Source organism: Janibacter hoylei PVAS-1 (assembly GCF_000297495.1).
In the GTDB taxonomy this organism is placed as follows: domain Bacteria; phylum Actinomycetota; class Actinomycetes; order Actinomycetales; family Dermatophilaceae; genus Janibacter; species Janibacter hoylei.
This window is the reverse complement of the sequence record NZ_ALWX01000022.1, coordinates 23176-41083: the sequence shown is the minus strand read 5'-3', so window position 1 is coordinate 41083 and position 17908 is coordinate 23176. Positions and strand designations below refer to the sequence as shown.

At 71.1% G+C, this 17908-nt stretch carries 15 protein-coding genes, 2 tRNA genes and 3 pseudogenes; 6 read left to right on the top strand and 14 right to left on the bottom strand.

The genetic code is table 11. The annotated features are described in order from the left end of the window. Positions 1-10 precede the first annotated feature (10 nt). The 7 genes and pseudogenes from B277_RS05500 to B277_RS18865 all read right to left on the bottom strand — a co-directional run bounded on the left by B277_RS05500 (position 11) and on the right by B277_RS18865 (position 7788). Positions 11-742, bottom strand: a complete 732-nt coding sequence (locus tag B277_RS05500; RefSeq protein ID WP_007926024.1) for a hypothetical protein — start codon at positions 740-742, stop codon at positions 11-13. Between the two features lie 101 nt (positions 743-843). Next, positions 844-2121 (bottom strand): ATP-dependent Clp protease ATP-binding subunit ClpX, encoded by a 1278-nt coding sequence (gene clpX / locus B277_RS05495; RefSeq protein WP_007926023.1) that lies wholly within the window; start codon positions 2119-2121, stop codon positions 844-846. A gap of 267 nt (positions 2122-2388) precedes the next feature. Next, the gene (locus B277_RS05490) at positions 2389-3063 is read right to left on the bottom strand and encodes an ATP-dependent Clp protease proteolytic subunit (RefSeq protein ID WP_007926022.1); all 675 of its coding nucleotides are present in this window, start codon (positions 3061-3063) and stop codon (positions 2389-2391) included. Positions 3064-3094: 31 nt separating this feature from the next. Next, positions 3095-3673, bottom strand: coding sequence for an ATP-dependent Clp protease proteolytic subunit (locus B277_RS05485; protein ID WP_051987910.1), 579 nt, complete (start codon positions 3671-3673; stop codon positions 3095-3097). Positions 3674-4238: 565 nt separating this feature from the next. After that, positions 4239-6479 (bottom strand): annotated as a pseudogene (gene treS / locus B277_RS16615) (maltose alpha-D-glucosyltransferase); the annotation flags it as partial. Between the two features lie 9 nt (positions 6480-6488). Continuing rightward, complete coding sequence (locus tag B277_RS05465) at positions 6489-7205, bottom strand: PaaI family thioesterase (protein ID WP_007926020.1); 717 nt, start codon at positions 7203-7205, stop codon at positions 6489-6491. A 64-nt stretch (positions 7206-7269) separates the two neighbouring features. Continuing rightward, positions 7270-7788, bottom strand: coding sequence for an MFS transporter (locus B277_RS18865; RefSeq protein ID WP_007926019.1), 519 nt, complete (start codon positions 7786-7788; stop codon positions 7270-7272). 10 nt (positions 7789-7798) lie between these two features. Here B277_RS18865 and B277_RS18860 point away from each other — a divergent pair, with 10 nt between their 5' ends. Next, the gene (locus tag B277_RS18860) at positions 7799-8602 is read left to right on the top strand and encodes a hypothetical protein (RefSeq protein ID WP_238539374.1); all 804 of its coding nucleotides are present in this window, start codon (positions 7799-7801) and stop codon (positions 8600-8602) included. On the opposite strand, the gene B277_RS20250 is transcribed toward B277_RS18860, so the two are convergent. Both B277_RS20250 and tig read right to left on the bottom strand, forming a co-directional pair. After that, positions 8523-9188, bottom strand: coding sequence for a trigger factor (locus tag B277_RS20250; protein WP_420795266.1), 666 nt, complete (start codon positions 9186-9188; stop codon positions 8523-8525). The genes B277_RS18860 and B277_RS20250 overlap by 80 nt on opposite strands. 97 nt (positions 9189-9285) lie before the next feature. Beyond that, positions 9286-9882: pseudogene (gene tig / locus B277_RS20245) on the bottom strand (trigger factor); the annotation flags it as partial. Between the two features lie 263 nt (positions 9883-10145). On the opposite strand from tig, the gene B277_RS05450 reads away from it, so the two are divergent. Next, positions 10146-10667, top strand: coding sequence for a hypothetical protein (locus B277_RS05450; RefSeq protein WP_007926016.1), 522 nt, complete (start codon positions 10146-10148; stop codon positions 10665-10667). 24 nt (positions 10668-10691) lie between these two features. Here B277_RS05450 and B277_RS05445 read toward each other — a convergent pair. Then, positions 10692-10765 (bottom strand) — tRNA-Pro (locus B277_RS05445). Positions 10766-10853: 88 nt separating this feature from the next. On the opposite strand from B277_RS05445, the gene B277_RS05440 reads away from it, so the two are divergent. Together B277_RS05440 and B277_RS17360 are read left to right on the top strand one after the other, a co-directional pair. After that, positions 10854-10927, top strand: a tRNA-Gly gene (locus B277_RS05440). Between the two features lie 99 nt (positions 10928-11026). After that, positions 11027-11221 (top strand): annotated as a pseudogene (locus B277_RS17360) (AMIN-like domain-containing (lipo)protein); the annotation flags it as partial. A gap of 42 nt (positions 11222-11263) precedes the next feature. On the opposite strand, the gene trmB reads toward B277_RS17360, so the two are convergent. The 4 genes from trmB to B277_RS05415 all read right to left on the bottom strand — a co-directional run bounded on the left by trmB (position 11264) and on the right by B277_RS05415 (position 14337). After that, positions 11264-11983 carry a tRNA (guanosine(46)-N7)-methyltransferase TrmB gene (gene trmB / locus B277_RS05430; RefSeq protein ID WP_007926013.1) on the bottom strand — a complete coding sequence of 240 codons (720 nt, stop codon included), beginning with the start codon at positions 11981-11983 and terminating at the stop codon, positions 11264-11266. Between the two features lie 32 nt (positions 11984-12015). Then, the gene (locus B277_RS05425) at positions 12016-12867 is read right to left on the bottom strand and encodes a PP2C family protein-serine/threonine phosphatase (protein WP_007926012.1); all 852 of its coding nucleotides are present in this window, start codon (positions 12865-12867) and stop codon (positions 12016-12018) included. Between the two features lie 388 nt (positions 12868-13255). Next, positions 13256-13723, bottom strand: coding sequence for a ribose-5-phosphate isomerase (locus B277_RS05420; protein ID WP_007926011.1), 468 nt, complete (start codon positions 13721-13723; stop codon positions 13256-13258). An 11-nt stretch (positions 13724-13734) separates the two neighbouring features. Next, the gene (locus B277_RS05415; RefSeq protein ID WP_007926010.1) at positions 13735-14337 is read right to left on the bottom strand and encodes a mycothiol-dependent nitroreductase Rv2466c family protein; all 603 of its coding nucleotides are present in this window, start codon (positions 14335-14337) and stop codon (positions 13735-13737) included. Positions 14338-14410: 73 nt separating this feature from the next. Here B277_RS05415 and pepN point away from each other — a divergent pair, with 73 nt between their 5' ends. Both pepN and B277_RS05405 read left to right on the top strand, forming a co-directional pair. After that, on the top strand, positions 14411-16975 hold the full coding sequence (gene pepN / locus B277_RS05410) for an aminopeptidase N (RefSeq protein ID WP_007926009.1): 2565 nt from the start codon (positions 14411-14413) through the stop codon (positions 16973-16975). Next, the gene (locus B277_RS05405; RefSeq protein ID WP_007926008.1) at positions 16972-17889 is read left to right on the top strand and encodes a mechanosensitive ion channel family protein; all 918 of its coding nucleotides are present in this window, start codon (positions 16972-16974) and stop codon (positions 17887-17889) included. The genes pepN and B277_RS05405 overlap by 4 nt, the downstream gene beginning before the upstream one ends. The last annotated feature ends 19 nt before the right edge of the window (positions 17890-17908 follow it).

Sequence of the window (17908 nt, the reverse complement as noted above, 5' to 3'; positions counted from 1 at the left end):
CCGGCCCCGCTCACACCGAGTCGGGGTCGGCCTCCCGCAGCAGGTCGGGCGAGGGCTCGGGGGCCAGCCGGGGCACCCGCCACGGGCTGGTCGCCGGTGACCCGTCGACCACCCGGCGGTGACCGGTGGGCTGGACGAGGATCCACGGCACCGACCACCCGCCCAAGCGCAGCCGACGCCGGGCGAAGGCGTCTTCGTCGAGGAGCTGCACGCTCCCGCTGGCCGGCTCGTAGACGTCGAGCGCATCGGCTCGCTGCCCCGGCAGCACGAGCGTGACGTGCCGCGGCAGCAGGCGGCTGCCGACGTAGAGCGCCGCCGGCTCCCCGTCGACGACGAGGTCGAGCAGGCGGCGGTAGCGGGCGCGCAGCGACTCCTCGGAGTGCCCACGCACGGACACGAGGCGGTAGCGCGTCCCCACGCGCGAGGCACCCTGCTCGAGCTCACGACGCAGTCCCCACGGTGGCGTCCCGAGCGCCCGTGGCCAGCCCAGCGCCAGGGTGCCGCTCGACCCGCGCCAGCCATTGGTCCGGGCGTGGACGGTGCGCTCCCAGGCGGCGAAGCGCTCGGCCTGGGTGCTCCCTTCGGCCCCGGGGACGGGCTGGCCCTCACCGGCGGTGATCCAGCGGGCGAAGGGAGCGTCGACGAGCATGCGGGCGACCGTGGCGCAAGCGGACCCGCAGGTCGTCGGGCTCTGCTGCCGGGGACCCGAGGAACCCTGGACGAGTCGGTAGGGGGCGCTCACAGCCACATCTTGTCAGGCTTCGAGACCGCCGCGGGCGGCCTCCTCAGCCAGCGTGGTGGGCGTAGGCGGCCGCGGGCAGTCTCCTCAGCCGGCGAGGTGGGTCAGGCGGAGCGCTTGTGCTTGCGCTTGCCGCTCTCCTCGTGGCGCACGATCGTCGGCAGGACGTTGTCGCGGACGACCTCGGCGGTGACGACGATCTGCTTGATGCCGTCGTCGCTCGGGGTGTCGAACATGACCGGCATGAGGACCTCCTCGAGGATCGCGCGCAGCCCGCGGGCACCCGTGGCGCGGGAGATCGCGGAGTCGGCGATCGCCTCGAGGGCGTCGTCGGTGAACTCGAGCTCGACCCCGTCGATGGCAAACATCTTGCGGTACTGCTTGACGAGCGCGTTCTTCGGCTCGGCGAGGATCTGGACGAGCGCCTCGCGGTCGAGCGGCGTGACGGTCGTGATGATCGGCAGGCGGCCGATGAACTCGGGGATGAGGCCGAACTTCATCAGGTCCTCGGGCATGACGTCGGTGATCGCCTGGGCGAGGTCGGTCGCCTTGTGCAGCTCGGAGCCGAAGCCCAGCCCCTTCTTGCCGACGCGCGACTCGATGATCTTTTCCAACCCGGCGAAGGCCCCGCCGACGATGAAGAGGACATTGGTCGTGTCGATCTGGATGAACTCCTGGTGCGGGTGCTTGCGCCCGCCCTGCGGAGGCACCGACGCCGTCGTGCCCTCGAGGATCTTCAGCAGCGCCTGCTGCACGCCCTCGCCGGAGACGTCACGGGTGATCGACGGATTTTCGGACTTGCGGGCCACCTTGTCGATCTCGTCGATGTAGATGATCCCCTGCTCGGCCTTCTTGGTGTCGTAGTCCGCGGCCTGGATGAGCTTGAGCAGGATGTTTTCGACGTCTTCGCCGACGTAGCCGGCCTCCGTCAGGGCCGTCGCGTCGGCGATGGCGAAGGGGACGTTGAGCATCCGCGCGAGGGTCTGGGCGAGGTAGGTCTTGCCGCAGCCGGTCGGGCCGATGAGCAGGATGTTGGACTTCGCGATGTCGACGTGGTCCTCGTCGCGCTTGGCGGCGGCGCCCTCGTCTGCCTGGATGCGCTTGTAGTGGTTGTAGACGGCGACGGCGAGCGCCTTCTTCGCCGTGTCCTGGCCGATGATGTAGGTCTCGAGGAAGTCGAAGATCTCGCGCGGCTTGGGCAGCTCGTCGAGGCCGAGGTCACCGCCGTCGGTGAGCTCCTCCTCGATGATCTCGTTGCACAGGTCGATGCACTCGTCGCAGATGTACACCCCGGGCCCGGCGATGAGCTTCTTGACCTGCTTCTGGGACTTGCCGCAGAAGGAGCACTTGAGCAGATCGCCGCTCTCTCCGACTCGTGCCACGTCAGGTGTCCTCTCGATCCCGGGTCGACCACGGTGGGCCGCGTGCCTCGACGGTACCCAAAGCGGTCCGTCTCAGGACCCATTGGACACCGTCCGACGGGGGCGCGTCGCGCCGTTCCGCTGACAGCGGAACGGGCCGGTCAGACCGGTCGCTCCCGCATGTCGTCCTGCAGTTCAGGGTCGGGCACGACGAAGGGCCCCGGCTTCCCGGGGCCCTTCGTGGTGGTGTCGCGCGAACTGCAGGACGACACGCCGTGCGCGGCGCGCTCAGTCCTCCAGGGAGGCCTTGCGCGGGGTGAGCACCTCGTCGATGAGGCCGTACTCCTTGGCCTCCGCGGCCGAGAGGATCTTGTCGCGCTCGATGTCCTCGCGGACCTCCTCGGCGGTCTTGCCCGAGTGCTTGGCCCAGGTCTCCTCGAGCCAGGTGCGCATGCGCAGCACCTCGTTGGCCTGGATCTCGATGTCGGAGGCCTGGCCGTACTCACCGCCGGCGAGGGCCGGCTGGTGGATGAGCACGCGCGCATTGGGCAGGGCGAAGCGCTTGCCCGGGGCGCCGGCACCGAGGAGCACCGCCGCGGCGGAGGCAGCCTGACCGATGACGAAGGTCTGGATGTCCGGGCGGATGTACTGCATGGTGTCGTAGATCGCCGTCATGGCGGTGAACGAGCCACCGGGGCTGTTGATGTACATGAGGATGTCGCGCTCGGGCTCCATCGACTCGAGGACGAGGAGCTGGGCGATGATGTCGTCGGCCGAGGCGTCGTCGACCTGCACGCCGAGGAAGATGATCCGGTCCTCGAAGAGCTTGGTGTACGGATCCATCCGCTTCATGCCGTACGAGGTGCGCTCCTCGAAGTTGGGCAGGACGTAGCGGTTGGACGGCCCCGGGCGAAGGGGGGCACCCCCGGGCTGGTGGGTGCGCAGCTGGGCGTCGAAGTTCATGGTGTCTCCTGGAGGGCTCGCGGGTCGGGGCTCAGTCGCTGACCGGGTTGTCGGCCCGGCCGGCCTGGTCGGAGCGCTCGAAGACGTGGTCGACGAAGCCGTACTCCTTGGCCTCCTGGGCGCCGAACCAGCGGTCGCGGTCGGAGTCCTTGTGGATCTGCTCGACGCTCTGCCCGGTGTGCTCGGCGATGAGCTCGGCCATCTGCGTCTTGACGAAGAGCATCTGCTCGGCCTGGATCTTGATGTCCGAGGCGGTGCCGCCGATGCCGCCCGAGGGCTGGTGCATCATCACGCGGGCGTGGGGCGTCGCGTACCGCTTGCCCTGGGTGCCGGCGGAGAGGAGGAACTGGCCCATCGAGGCGGCCAGGCCCATCGCGACGGTCGCGACGTCGTTGGGGATCCACTTCATCGTGTCGTAGATCGCCATGCCGGCGGAGATGGAGCCACCGGGGCTGTTGATGTACAGCCAGATGTCCTTCTCCGGGTCCTCCGCGGCGAGGAGGAGCATCTGCGCGCAGATGGCGTTGGCGTTGTCGTCTCGCACATCCGAGCCGAGGAAGATGATGCGCTCCTTGAGGAGGCGCTGGTAGATGTGGTCGTCGAGACCCATCCCGCCCTGCGGGCCGGCCGCGACGATCTCGCTGCTGTTGCTCACGCTCACTCGCTTCTCCGCCGTGGGGCGGTTGCTCTCGTGGTTCACGACTTTCACTGACCCTAACGCCCGCTCCCTGCGCATGTTTCCCGCCTCCCGCACGTGTTCGCCCTGAGCGCAACGTCGGCCACGGCTCAGGTGTTGTCGTCGTCCTGGTGGTCGTCGCTCGAGTCGTCGTCGGAGGGCGACGGGCGAAGGGGGACTGGCGAAGGGTGGTGCGGTGCCGCGGCCGTGGCCGTGACTCCGACCTCAGAAGACGAGGTTGAGGAGCACGGTGAGGACGACGCTCGCGAGTATCGAGAAGAGGATCATCGCGAGGCACCCGGGTGCACCGCCGAGGGGGCGGATCTGGACGCGGCGCCGGTTCGGGTCGTGGGTCACGTCCCGACGGTAACCCACCCTGACCTGCGCAAACAGGTGCGGAACTCCTCCTTCGTCCCCTCCGCCCGGATCCGCCGAGGATCCTGACGAGGCGCCTGCGAACATTCCCCGGCGGATGACAGAAACCTAGGCAAGTTCGGATCTGGGGGCGGTGGACGAGGAGGGCGAGGCCGGCGAAGCCGTCGAGCTCGACGTGGAAACCGTGCAGTTGGTCGACCTCGCCGAAGGCCGACCCGTCGCCCATGTCCATCAGGCGGGAGCCGGGCTCGAGGTGCTCGCTGATCACCGTGCCGCTGATCGGCTCCTCGCCGAAGTTGAGCACGGTCACCTGCAGCTGACCGGGCACCTGCTCGTAGGCGTGGACCATGACGAGCATCGCGGGGTGGGCGACGTCGGGCACGTCGACCTGGCGGGTCGTCGCGATGGCGAAGTACCCGCGCAGGTGGAGCAGGTCCCGCAGCCGGGAGACGAAGGATGTCGGGTCGTCGAGCTGGGCGTCGATCGGGCCGTGGAGGGTGCGGGCCCGGGGCATGCCCGAGGCCGAGGCACTGGCCTGAGGCGCCACGTCGAGCAGGTCGTAGGCGGGCCGGTGGATCCAGCGCGTGTCACCCTCGCGGACGAGCTCGGCGATGTCGTCGACCGGCACCGGCAGCGCCCCGACGAGGTCCCATCCGGACAGGGCGAAGACCCCGGGCTGGAGCGCGTTGAACATCGCGAGCAGCAGGTGGGCCCGCCGGACCCGCTCGACGTCCGTCTCCGTCAGGGCGTCGAGGTCGCGCAGCCCGAGCGCGGCGGTGACGACGGAGGCCGTCGTCGAGGCGATGCCGTTGGTCGTGAAGACGAGGTTGTAGGGCGCCGCCTCGCCCGTCAGGGCGTCGGTGAGCTCCTGCCGGATCGTCTCGGCGAGCTGGGCCCCCTTCGTCGTCCGCCCGCGGAAGGTGAAGTCGTCGTCGCGGTGCCGGCTGGCGAAGTGGACGAGCTCGTAGGTCAGCTCGTCGTGGTTCTGCAGGGCGTGGACGAGGCCGGCGGCGTCGACCCCGAGATCCATCGCCTGCCGCAGGCAGAGCCGGAGGAACTCGGTCTCCCCCGTCGCCAGGGCGTGGTGGTAGGCGGGCCGGGTGACGAAGTCGTAGGAGAGGTCGGCCCCGCCGGTGGCGGTGTCGCGGATGTCCTCGATCGACAGGTTGAGCTCCTGGAAGGTGAAGCCGCCGACCTTGCGCACCATCGACCCGATCAGCTGGTTGGCCGCCAGCGAGAGCGGGTGACCCTCCGACCAGGCCGGCCCCTCGAGCGAGCGCTCCACGCCGAGGAAGCCGTTGGCGTCCAGCCGCAGTCCGCCCGAGCCGAGGTCGCCGAGGCTGTGCAGCGCGTCGCCGATGACCAGCCGCATCCCGGCGAAGGTGGGGTCGAGCCAGTTGATCGACGGCTGCCCCTCCTTGAAGTAGTGCAAGTAGACCCAGCGTCGGGTCACGCCGTCGGGGCCGGTCACGGGGGCGGTGGCCGACCAGTTGGTGTCCTTCAGGCCGGGGACGTGGAAGATCACCCGTTGCAGGGCGCCGATGATGTGGCCGGCCTCGGCGAGCGCCGCCTCGGCGGCCTCGTGGAGGTTGACCGAGTCGCGGCCGGCCGGCACGTCGGGCAGGAGGTGCCAGTCCTCCTGCGGGATCGCGACCATGTGGTAAATGCCCGGGTAGTCGTCGACGCCGAGCTCGGCGAGGCGGAAGTCGGCGCCCTTGCCGGTGTGGCCGGGGACGATGTCGTCGATGACGGTGCCCTCGTGCTCCGCGGCGACCCGGCACATCTCCCGGTAGTCCTCCTCGCTGCCGAAGAGCTCGTCGATGTGGGTGGACACCCGGTCGAAGTGACCGTCGACGCTCGGCGTCGGGCTCCACCCCGACAGCCCGCCGGCCCGCTTGACCGGCCCGGTGTGCAGGGCGTGGATACCGATCCGCTCGAAGGTGCGCCACAGGTGCGGGTCGGCGAGCGAGCCGAGGAAGGAGGCGCCGGCCGGCGTGATCATCGAGATCGGGTAGGCGGTGAACCACACGGAGGCGGTCTCGACCGCGGCCCGCGGGTCCGGCTGCGCGTACGGGTTCTGCCACATCGAGCCCAGCCCGGTGAGCTGCGCCGCGATCTCCTTCGCGTCCTGCAGCATCGACTGCCCCCGCAACCACTCGACGTAGACGGGGTTGGACCCGAGCGGCTCGCCCGAGCGCACCTGGTCGGCCGAGGGTGCGCCCTGCGGGCGCAGGCGGGCTCGGGGCCGCAGAGCCCGTGGCCGGGCCGGGAAGAAGATCCGGGCGAAGTCGGGCTCGCCCCGGTCCTCCACCTCGAGGGCCACCGGCTGCTCCGGCTCGGGCACGACCTCGTCAGGGGACGTCATGCCGCCACGCTACGGGGTGCTCGACCCCGGCGTCTCCTCGCCCGCGGAGGGGACGTCGATGGCGTCCGCGGCCGGCGTCGACACGTGCTCCCGGGCCCAGCGCGGCACGACGAAGAGGGCCTCGACCTCGGCGGTCACCCGGCCCTGGTCGTCGCGGATGTCGCCGCGGACGAAGGTCTTCCACCCGTCGACGCGCTCGACCCACGCGCTGCAGACGAGCTCGCGCCCCAGGAGCGTGGGGCGGCGGTAGGTCGTGTTGAGGTAGGCGGTCAGACCGGGCTTGCCGAGCCGCGCGGGGACGGAGCCTGCGACCTGGTCGAGGACGGCGGCCACGATGCCGCCGTGGACGCACCCCGGCGGGCCCTCGTAGGCCGCGCCGAGGGTGAAGGTGCACGTCGTGCGCCCGGTGTCGTCGCCGGTCACCCGCAGCGGCGGCGCGATGGGGTTGCGCATCCCGACCATGGGGTTGCCGTGGTCGCGCAGCCGCCCGTCGCTGGCCGTCTCGACACCGAGCGGCCCCTCCTGGGCGACCTCCAGGAGCCGCCCGGCGAGCGCCTCGACCTGCGCGGTGACCTCGGCGAGCGTCGCGTCGTCGACGCGGGTGCGCACGACGGCGTCGACGAGCCGGCCCGTGGTGCGGGCGAGCTCGGCCTGGACGCGCTCGGTCGCGGCCAGCGCCTCCGGGTCCTCGACGGCGAAGGGGGAGACGAAGGTCCCGTCGGTCATGCGTCCTCCTCGTGGGGCGGGGTTGAACACTCGTACAACCGCATCACCCTAGGGTAATGCGGATTCAGGTCCGGGCCGACTCCCGCTCCCGCACCGCCGGCACGGCGACGAAGGCGGGGACGGCGAGCAGGCCGACGACGAGCAGCGAACGCAGCACCCCCGTGTGATCACCGATCATCCCGAGCACGGGCGGACCGACGATGAAGGCCAGGTAGCCGATCGTCGAGACGACCGACAGGCGGGCCGCCGCCCGCGCCGGGTCGTCCGCGGCCGCACTCATGCCGGTCGGGAAGCCCAGGCTCGCCCCGACGCCCCACAGGACAACCCCGACGAAGGCGGTCGCCGTGGTGCCGAGGACGACGAGCATGGAGCCGAGGACGGCGAGGGCGAAGAGCACCCGCAGCACGAGCACCCGGTCGTAGCGATCGAGCAGACGCACCCCGAGCAGGCGCCCGGCGGTCATCGCCGCGAGGAAGGTCGCGAAGGCGAGCACCCCCACCTCCTCCGGCTGGTCGTGACCCTCGGTCACCGCGAGCGCGATCCAGTCGTTGGCGGTGCCCTCGGTGAGGGCCGCGACGAGCACGACGAGCCCGATGAGGAGCGTGCGCGGCTCGAGCCAGGCGCTGCGGGGTCGCTCGGGCGCCGGACCCCCCCTCGCCGACCTCGAGCAGGCGCGGCAGGAACCGTCGCGGGGCGAGCAGCCCCGCGACGAGGGCGAGCGCCGCGGCCCCGGCGAGGTGGCCGAGCACCGGCGCGCCCAGACGCACCACCCCCGCCGCGACGAGCGCGCCGAGCACGGTGCCGCCGGAGAAGAAGGCGTGGAAGACCGGCATGATCGTGCGCCCGAGGCGCTGCTCGACGGCGGCACCCTCGTGGTTCATCGCGACGTCCCACAGCGAGATGCCGACGGAGACGACGAAGATCGCGGCGGCGGTCACTGCGACGTCGCCCAGGACGTCGACGGCCAGCCCCACCGAGAGCAGTCCGACGACCACGGTGACGACACCGATCATCACCGTGCGGGCGGCGCCGACGGCGGTGATGACCCGCCCGGCCAGCGGCAGGGCGAGCACCGACCCGAGCGCACCGACGAGCAGGGTGCGCCCCAGCTCACCGGGCGTGAGGTCGAGCTGCTCCCGGATCGCGGGGATGCGCGAGGCCCACGACGCGAAGGCGAAGCCGCTCACGGCGAAGGTCGCCAGCACGGCGTTGCGGGCGGTGGTCACGTCTGCGGCCTGCATCCGACGCTCCTCGGGACGGACGAAGGGGGTCGCCACCGGTCATCCGGCGGCGACCCCCTTCGTCGGGGTGCTGGGGTCAGGCCTGCTCGTCGGCGGTCTCCGCCTCGACGGCCTCGGTGCCCTCGTCGTCGGCGTCGAGGTCCTCGACGTCGGTGACGGCGCGCTCGGACTCGGGGACGATGTCGTCGAGGTCGATCGCGTTGCCGTCGGCGTCGACGATCTTGGCCTTGTCGAGCGCGGCGGCGAGCGCCTTGCGGCGGGCGACCTCACCGACCATGGCCTCGACCTGGCCCTGCTGGTCGAGCAGCTGGGCGAACTGGTTGGGGTCCATGCCGTACTGCTGCGACTGCATGACGAGGTACTCGATGAGCTCGGGCTGGCCGACCTCGATCTCCTCGGCCGTGGCGAGGGCGTCGAGCAGGAACTGCGTCGTGAGCGTCTTGCGGGTCGACTCGTCGACCTCGGCGCGGTGCTCGTCGTCCTCGAGGCGCCCCTCCTGCTCGAGGTGCTGGTGGATCTCGGCCTCGACGATGCCCTCGGGCAGCGGGATCTCGGTGTTGTTGAGCAGGTGGTCGAGGACCTTGTCGCGGGCCTGGATGCCCTGCTCGAACTTCTTGGCCTGCTCGGCCTGCTTGGTGAGGTCGGCACGCAGCTCGTCGGCGGTGTCGAACTCGGAGGCCATCTGGGCAAAGTCGTCGTCGACCTCGGGCAGCTCGCGGACCTTGACCGACTGGACCGTCACGGTGCAGCTGGCGTCCTGGCCGGCCTGGTCGCCACCGGCGAGGGGGGGCGGTGAAGTCCTTGGTCTCGCCGGCGGTCATGCCGACGAGGGCCTCGTCGATGCCCTGGAGCATGTTGCCGGAGCCGACCTCGTAGGAGACGCCCTCGACGGAGTCGATCTCGTCGCCGTCGATCTCGGCCTTGAGGTCGATGGAGACGAAGTCGCCGGTCTCGACGGCGCGGTCGACGCCCACGAGGGTGCCGAAGCGCTCGCGCAGCTCGGTGAGCTTGGCCTCGACGTCCTCGTCGGTGACCTCGAGGTTGTCGACCGTGATCTCGATGCCGTCGTAGTCGGGCAGCGTGATCTCGGGGCGCACGTCGACCTCGACGGTGAACTTCAGCTGCTCTCCGTCAGCCATCGGCACCTCGGTGATGTCGACCTCGGGCTGGCCGATCGGGCTGACACCGGTCTCGTCGACGGCCTTGCCGAAGAACTCGGGCAGGGCCTCGTTGACGGCCTCCTGGATGACCGCGCCCTTGCCGACGCGCTGCTCGATGATCCGAGCGGGCACCTTGCCGGCGCGGAAGCCGGGGACCTGGATCTGGCTCCCGATGGTCTTCAGGGCCGCGTCGACGTGCGGCTGGAGCTCCTCGCTCGGGACCTCGACGGTCAGCTTGACCCGGGTCGGGCTGAGGTTCTCGACGGCACTCTTCACTGCAGGCACTCCACACGATCTGGACGACGAAGGGGGTTGGGGCGCAGGCCTTCGCGTCGGTTGGACGACTCTCGGGCGCGCACGCACCGTCCCGGTGGTCCGGGACACGGAGATCCACTGTATCCGCTGACCGCCCGCAAGCCGAATGCACGCCTACCTTGGCATCCGCGCGCTCGAGCGCCGGCTCGACCGCGCGGGCGAACGGTCAGGACTGTCCACAGCCCTGGGCCTGCAGCCGGCCGGTCCCCGCTAGGTTCGGGCGCATGACCAGCACACCTGCGCAACCCGCCGCACGCGTCCAGTCCCTGCGCATCCTCGCCGGGAGCCTCATCGGCGCGCTCCCCCTCTTCGCGGTCGTCGCCGTGGTGGTGCTCGGGACCGACGAGTACCCGTCCGCCTTCACCGCTGCCGTGCTCTTCGGGCTCAACGTCGCCGCCTTCGCCGTCGCCGAGGCCGTCGGCTACCGCGCCCCGGCGATCCCGCGCAGCACCGAGCCCGAGGCGGCGCTGTCCCTGGCCCTCGACGCGATGCAGCAGACGACCATCACCCGCTTCGCGATCACCGAGGCGCCGGCGATCCTGTCCCTCGTGTGGGCCTTCGCCACCGGCAGCGCGTGGGCCTACCTCGTCGGAGGCTTCTGGGCGCTGCTGTCGATGGCCTGGCACGTGTGGCCGACCCAGCGCATCACGGCCAGGCTCGAGCGCGGGCTGCACGCCGAGGGCGTCCACTCGGGCCTGTCGGAGGCCTTCGGCGGAGCGAGCACGCCCGGCTACCAGCAGTACTGAGCCAGCGGCTGCAGCAGCCAGCGGTCGGGGTAGCCGGATTCGAACCGACGACCTTCCGCTCCCAAAGCGGACGCGCTACCAACCTGCGCCATACCCCGTGACGCGTCCCGATTGTGACCGGGCCGCGAGCGGGGTCTAGGCTAGCCCCTGCTCTTCCACCCGTGCAGCGCAGTCGGTGGCGAGCGCGCGGGCGTAGCTCAATGGTAGAGCCCCAGTCTTCCAAACTGGCTACGCGGGTTCGATTCCCGTCGCCCGCTCCAGTGTCCTGAGTCGCGACATCGTTGACACGGTGTCGCGGCTCAGGACTTTTCTGATGCGCGGACAGCCCGGCGTCGTTGGTGTCGCTTGGTCCCCCTTCTCCGGGCAACCGGGTGACGTCAACGCCGCCGGGATCGTCCTACCGCACCCTCCGCCAGGTGGCGTGGGGCGGCAGCTGGGAGGGGCAGACGACGATCGGCGTCGGCACGCGCGCCCGGCTGCCCTTCAAGGTCACCGAGCTCACCGGCCCCGGTGACTCGACCCGCCTCGTCATCGACGTCGCCCACACCTGGTGACGCACCCGCCGACCGGGTGGTCCTCGACCGGCCCCGTCGCGGTCAGCCCGCCTCGGTGACCCGGAACTCGTGGATCGCCCGGCCGGCCGCACGGCCCTTGTCCTCGAAGCCCGCGCTGGGCCGCCAGGCCGGCCGCTCCCCCTCGACCACCGCGACCCGGGGGTGCTGCGAGAGCTGCTCACGCACGTGCTCGGCATAGCTCGCGTGGTCGGTAGCGACGAGCAGGTGGCCACCGGGCCGCAGCCGCTCGAGCACCAGGTCGAGGGTGTCCTGCTGGACGAAGCGCCGCTTGGCGTGGCGCGCCTTGGGCCACGGGTCGGGGAAGAAGAGGTGCACGGCCTCGAGCTGGTCGCGGCCGACGCACTCGATGAGGTACTCCAGGGCGTCGCCGCGGAAGGTCCGCACGTTGTCCAGGCCCTCGCGCTCGGCCTTTTCCATGAGCGTGGCCACGCCCGGCACGTGCACCTCGGCCGCGATGATCCCGTTCTCGGGGTGCTCGCGGGCGTAGGCGACCGCGGCTTCGCCGTAGCCGGACCCGATCTCCAGCACGACGGGCAGGTCGCGGCCGAAGACCTGCGTCGGGTCCAGGGGCGTCGTCGGGACGGCGTAGCGCGGCAGCAGCCGCTCCATGAGCTCCTCGACTCGCGGCGACATCCGCCAGCGCGGGGTGAAGGTGCGCACGGTCGCCCGGTACCGACCGTCCGCCGTGCGCGGGGTGTCGGTCAGGGGCAGCTTGTGCGGGTCGGGCTCGGAGGAGGTCACGGCGCTCAAGGATACGGCCCCGACGAAGGGGGTCAGTCGCGCCAGATGAGCACGGCGGCGCGGTCGTCCTCGTCGCCGGCGCGTCCGCCCGCCACGAGCCGCTTGGTCAGACCCGCGAAACCCTCGCGCAGCCGCGCCTCGGCCTCACCGAGCATCCAGTCGATGCCGTCGTCGAGGTCGCGCACGCGCGACTCGATGATGCCGTCGGTGTAGACGAGCAGCGCGTCACCGCGCTGCAGCACGGCACGCGACTGCGGGTAGGTGGCTCCGGCCACGAAGCCCAGGGCCGGGCCACGTGCCTCGTCGAGCGCCGACCAGCGGCCGCTCCCGGCGTCGTAGTGCATCGCCGGCGGGTGGCCGGCCGAGGCCACGAGCACCTCGCCCGTGGCCATGTCGAGGCAGACGTGCACGGCGGTCGCGAAGCCCTCGTCCCAGCCGTCCCGCTCGAGGAACTCGTTGGCCATCGGCAGCACGTGCTGGGGCTCGGTCGTGCCGATGACCCCGCCGAGTGCGCCCGCGAGGACGAGCGCGCGGGTGCCGGCCTCCTGCCCCTTGCCGCTGACGTCGGCCAGCACGACCTCGAGGCTGCGACCGCAGCGGCTGCGGGTCGTCACGTTGAAGTCACCGGCGAAGGCATTGCCGTGGGCCGTCGCGAAGGATCGCTCGGCGTGCCAGCCGCGCTCGAGCGCGGGGATCTCGCCCATCTTCAGCAGGCGGGTCCGCAGGTCGCCGAGCATCCGGTCACCGGCAAAGGTGGCCACGCCGTGGCTGGCCCGCGAGGTCGCCAGCACGTAGAGCAGGCCGAGGGAGATGAGCAGCGGCAGCTGCCGGGTCCAGCTGCCCTGACCGACCACGACCGAGTAGGCGACGTAGGCGAGGACCACGCCGAAGACCAGTCGGACCTCGCGGATCGGGCACAGGGTCGTCGCGACGAGGCAGGGGGGGCACGAGCGTGACGAGCGGGACGGCGTCGGGCCAGGTGTGGTGGGCCAGGGCGACGAGGACGAGGGCGGTCAGCACCGCGACGAGCAGCGGTGTGCCCTCCACCGCGGGCAGGGTGCGCGTCATCCGCCGTCCCTCGGCCCACGCAGGGAGCCGACCGGGCAAGATCGCGGACACTCGGCGGCCCCTCCCCTGTCGGTCGTCACGGCGTCTCGTGGCACCGTGACCGCACCTTAGGCACCGATTCGCCTGTCTGGGAAGCCTTGCAACCAAAGTGAGACCCCCCGGGCTCGCCGCGCGGGGGGGTCTCACCTGCTATGGGACGTGTGGTCAGGGCAGCGGCGGGACCGTGCCGTCGGCCTCGAAGGCCGAGATCATGTCGATGCGCCGCTGGTGACGCTCCTCGCCGGTGAAGTCGGTCGCGAGGAAGACGCGCACCATCTCCTTGGACTCCTCGACGGACTGCATCCGGCCGCCCATCGACAGGATCTGGGCGTCGTTGTGCTCGCGGGCCAGCTTGGCCAGCTCGGCGTTGTAGCACAACGCCGCTCGGATGCCGGCGACCTTGTTGGCCGCCATCTGCTCGCCGTTGCCGGAGCCGCCGAGGACGATGCCGCGGCTGCCCGGGTCGGCCGCAACGGCCTGGGCCGCACGGATGACGAAGACCGGGTAGTCGTCGACGGCGTCGTACTCGAAGGGACCGTGGTCGGTGACCTCGTGCCCCTCGTCGGCGAGGAAGGTCAGCAGCTCCTGGTGCAGTTCGAATGCGGCGTGGTCGCCACCGATGTGGACGCGCAAGTCAGTACCTCTCAGTCGAAGATCGGGTCGCGGGTGCGGGAGCGCTTGAGCTCGAAGAAGCCGTCGGTCCCGGCGACGAGCACGCATCCGTCGAAGAGGCGGCCGGCGGCCTCCCCCTTCGGCGCGGGCGAGACGACGGGGCCGAAGAAGGCGACGCCCTCCACGGAGATCACCGGGGTGCCGACGTCGTCACCGACGAGGGCGATGGCGCGGTCGTGGCTCTCGCGGAGGAAGGCGTCGTGCTCGTCGGTGTCGGCGGCCTCGATGAGCTCGGCCGGCAGCCCGACCTCGGCGAGCGCGGCCGCGGTGGCGGCGACGAAGTCGCGCTCGCCGCCGAGGTGCAGGCGGGTCCCGATGGCGTCGTACAGCGGCTTGGTCACCTCGTCGCCGTGCGCCTTGCGGGCGGCCGCGATGACCCGGACCGGGGCCCAGCCACGGTCCATCATCTCGCGGTACTCGTCGGGGAGGTCACGCCCTTCGTTGAGGACGGACAGGCTCATCTGCGACCACGTCACAGAGACGTCCCGGACCTCCTCGACCTCCATGAGCCACCGGCTCGTCATCCACGCCCACGGGCACAGCGGGTCGAACCACATCTCCACGGTCTGCGTCATGACGCCATCGTCTCAGACGCGCCGCGGCGCTGTGACAGCATGAGCGAAAAGTCGTACGGCAAAGGAGCAACACGTGCCCGGGAAGAACCTCACCCGTGAGGAGGCCGCCGAGCGGGCCTCGCTCGTCACGGTCGACCGTCACGAGATCACCCTCGACCTGACGACGTCGGAGACGACCTTCGCCACGACGAGCACGATCCACTTCACGGCGAAGGGAGGGTCCGCCACCTTCGTCGACTTCATCGGTGAGTCCGTGGAGTCGGTCGAGCTCAACGGCACGCAGCTGGACGCCGCCGCGGTCTTCGCCGACCACCGCATCCGCCTCGACGACCTCGCCGAGGACAACGTCGTGACGATCGCGGCGACCGGTCGCTACATGAACACCGGCGAGGGCCTGCACCGCTTCGTCGACCCGGTCGACGGCGAGGTCTACCTCTACACGCAGTTCGAGGTGCCCGACAGCCGCCGGATGTACCCGGTCTTCGAGCAGCCGGACCTCAAGGCGAGCTTCACCCTCACCGTCACCGCGCCGGCGCACTGGCAGGTCATCGGCAACAGCCCGACCCCCGAGCCGACCCTCGTGCAGGACGCAGCGGGGCGGGACCTGGCGCAGTGGGCCTTCGCGCCGACGGAGCGGATGAGCAGCTACATCACCGCCCTCGTCGCCGGCCCCTACGACGTCGTCCGCGACTCGCTCACCTCGCGGGACAAGGAGGTGCCGCTCGGCATCTTCTGCCGCAAGTCGCTCACCCAGTACCTCGACGCCGACAACCTCTTCGCCCTGACGAAGGCGGGCTTCGCCTTCTTCGAGGAGGAGTTCGACCGCGCCTACCCCTTCACGAAGTACGACCAGGTCTTCACGCCGGAGTACAACATGGGCGCGATGGAGAACGCGGGCTGCGTGACCTTCCACGAGATGTACGTCTTCCGCTCCAAGGTGCCCGACGCCCTCGTCGAGCGTCGCGCCCTCACCGTGCTCCACGAGCTGGCCCACATGTGGTTCGGCAACCTCGTGACGATGAAGTGGTGGAACGACCTGTGGCTCAACGAGTCCTTCGCCGAGTGGGCCTCGACGACCTGCCAGGCCGAGGCCACCGAGTGGGCCGACGCGTGGACGACCTTCTGCACCCATGAGAAGGCCTGGGCCTACCGCCAGGACCAGCTGAGCTCGACCCACCCGATCGTCGCCCCGATCCGCGACCTCGCCGACGTCGAGGTCAACTTCGACGGCATCACCTACGCCAAGGGTGCGTCCGTGCTCAAGCAGCTCGTCGCCTACGTCGGCCGGGAGCCCTTCCGCGACGGGCTGCGCGCGTACTTCGCCAAGCACGCCTGGGGCAACACGACGCTCGACGACCTCCTCGACGAGCTCGAGGCGACCTCGGGGCGCGACCTGCGCGCCTGGTCGAAGCTGTGGCTCGAGACCGCCGGGGTCAACACCCTGCGTCCGCTCGTCGAGGTCGACGACCGCGGCTACTACGTCGACGCCGTCATCGAGCAGACCTTCGCCGAGGGCTTCGAGACGCTGCGCCCGCACCGTCTGGCCGTCGGTCTCTACGACCTCGTCGACGGTGTGCTGCAGCGCCGCGAGCGCATCGAGGTGGACGTCGACGGCGAGCACACGCCGCTCGCCCAGCTCGTGGGGCAGCGCCAGCCCGACCTGCTGCTGCTCAACGACGACGACCTGACGTACGCCAAGCTGCGGCTCGACGAGCGCTCTCTCGCGACGCTGCTCGCGCACCCAACGGCCTTCGCCGACTCGCTGCCCGCGTCGCTGGCCCTCGCCTCGGCGTGGGACATGACGCGCGACGGCGAGATGGCCGCCCGCTCCTACGTCGAGCTCGTCCTGCCCGTGCTCGACGGGCTGAGCGACTCGGTGCTGCTGCGAGCGCTCATCGGTCAGGTCTCGACCGCCGTGCTCACCTACAGCTCCCCCGAGCACCGCGAGACGACCCGTCAGCAGGTCGTCGCCCACCTCGCCGAGCTCGCTCGGCGCGCTGCGCCGGGCAGCGACGCCCAGCTGCAGCTCGTCACCGGTCACGCGGGTCTGCTCGCCCCCGGCGACGACACCGCCTTCGTCGCGGGCCTGCTCGACGGCAGCGCCCCGCTCGAGGGCCTGGCCGTCGACACCGACATGCGGTGGACCCTGCTCACCGGCCTGGCCGCCGCCGGCGAGGCCGACGCGGACGCCGTGGCCACGGAGGCGAAGGGGGACAACACCGCCACCGGTCGTGAGCGTGCCGCCCGCGCCGCCGCGAGCATCCCGACCGCCGAGGCCAAGGAGGCCGCCTGGCAGGCGGGGGTCGTCGCCACCGACACCCCCAACTCGGTCGTCGACGCCCACGGGCTCGGCTTCGGCCGCACGGCGGACCCGGCGCTGCTCACCCCCTTCGTCCAGCGGTACCACGACGTGCTCGAGGAGGTGTGGTCCGCGCGGACCCACGCCATCGCCGAGGGCATCGTCATCGGCTTCTACCCGATGACCCTCGCCGGCCCGGAGCTGCTCGCGACGACGCAGGCCTGGCTCGACGAGCACCCGGACGCGCCGGCGGGGCTGCGCCGCACCGTCGCCGAGAGCCGGGACGCGGTCGCGCGTGCAGTTGCTGCTCAGGAGCGTGACGCAGACTCGGTCGGATGATCGACATGTCCTCGTTGCCCGCCGTCGACCTGACCTGGGAGTCCACCGCGGACTGGCTGCTCGGCGCGCCGCTGAAGATCGTCGTGACCATCGCGGTGGCCTTCCTCGCGCGGTGGCTCGCCCACCGGGCGATCACCCGAGCCGTCTCGGCCTCGATCGCCCGGAGCGAGGCCTCCCGCGCCAAGCGGGAGCGCCGCGGCGCGAACCGCGACGCGACGACGGCGCGGGAGCGCTACCGCCAGCGGACCCTGACGATGGGCTCGCTGCTGCGGTCCATCGCGACCTTCGCCATCGCGGTCATCACCGTGCTCACCGTGATGTCGCTGTGCGGGATCCCACTCGCGCCGCTGCTGGCCTCCGCCGGTGTCGGCGGTGTCGCGCTGGGCTTCGGCGCGCAGGCCCTCGTCAAGGACTTCCTCTCCGGCATCTTCATGATCCTCGAGGACCAGTACGGCGTCGGCGACCTCATCGACACCGGTGAGGCCGTCGGCACCGTCGAGGAGGTCACGCTGCGCGTCACCCGCCTGCGCGACCCCGACGGGGTCGTCTGGTACGTCCGCAACGGCGAGATCATCCGGATCGGCAACCGCAGCCAGGGCTGGTCGACGGTCCTCGTCGACATCCCCTTCAACTACCGCGAGGACGTCGAGCGTGTCATCGGCATCATCCGTACCGAGGTCGCGAAGATCGACAAGGAACCCCACTGGTCGCAGGTGCTGCGCGAGGAGCTGCAGGTCCTCGGCGTCGAGTCGATCACCGGCGGCACCGTCACCGTGCGCATCCTCGCGCGCTGCGCCCCCGACCAGAACTGGGGCATCCAGCGCGAGATCCGCCGCCGGGTCAAGGAGGTCTTCGACCGCGAAGGCATCGCCGGGCCGCCGATCCCGACCGTCGGCGGGCAGCACCAGATCTGACCGCCCCTCGGGCAGTGGT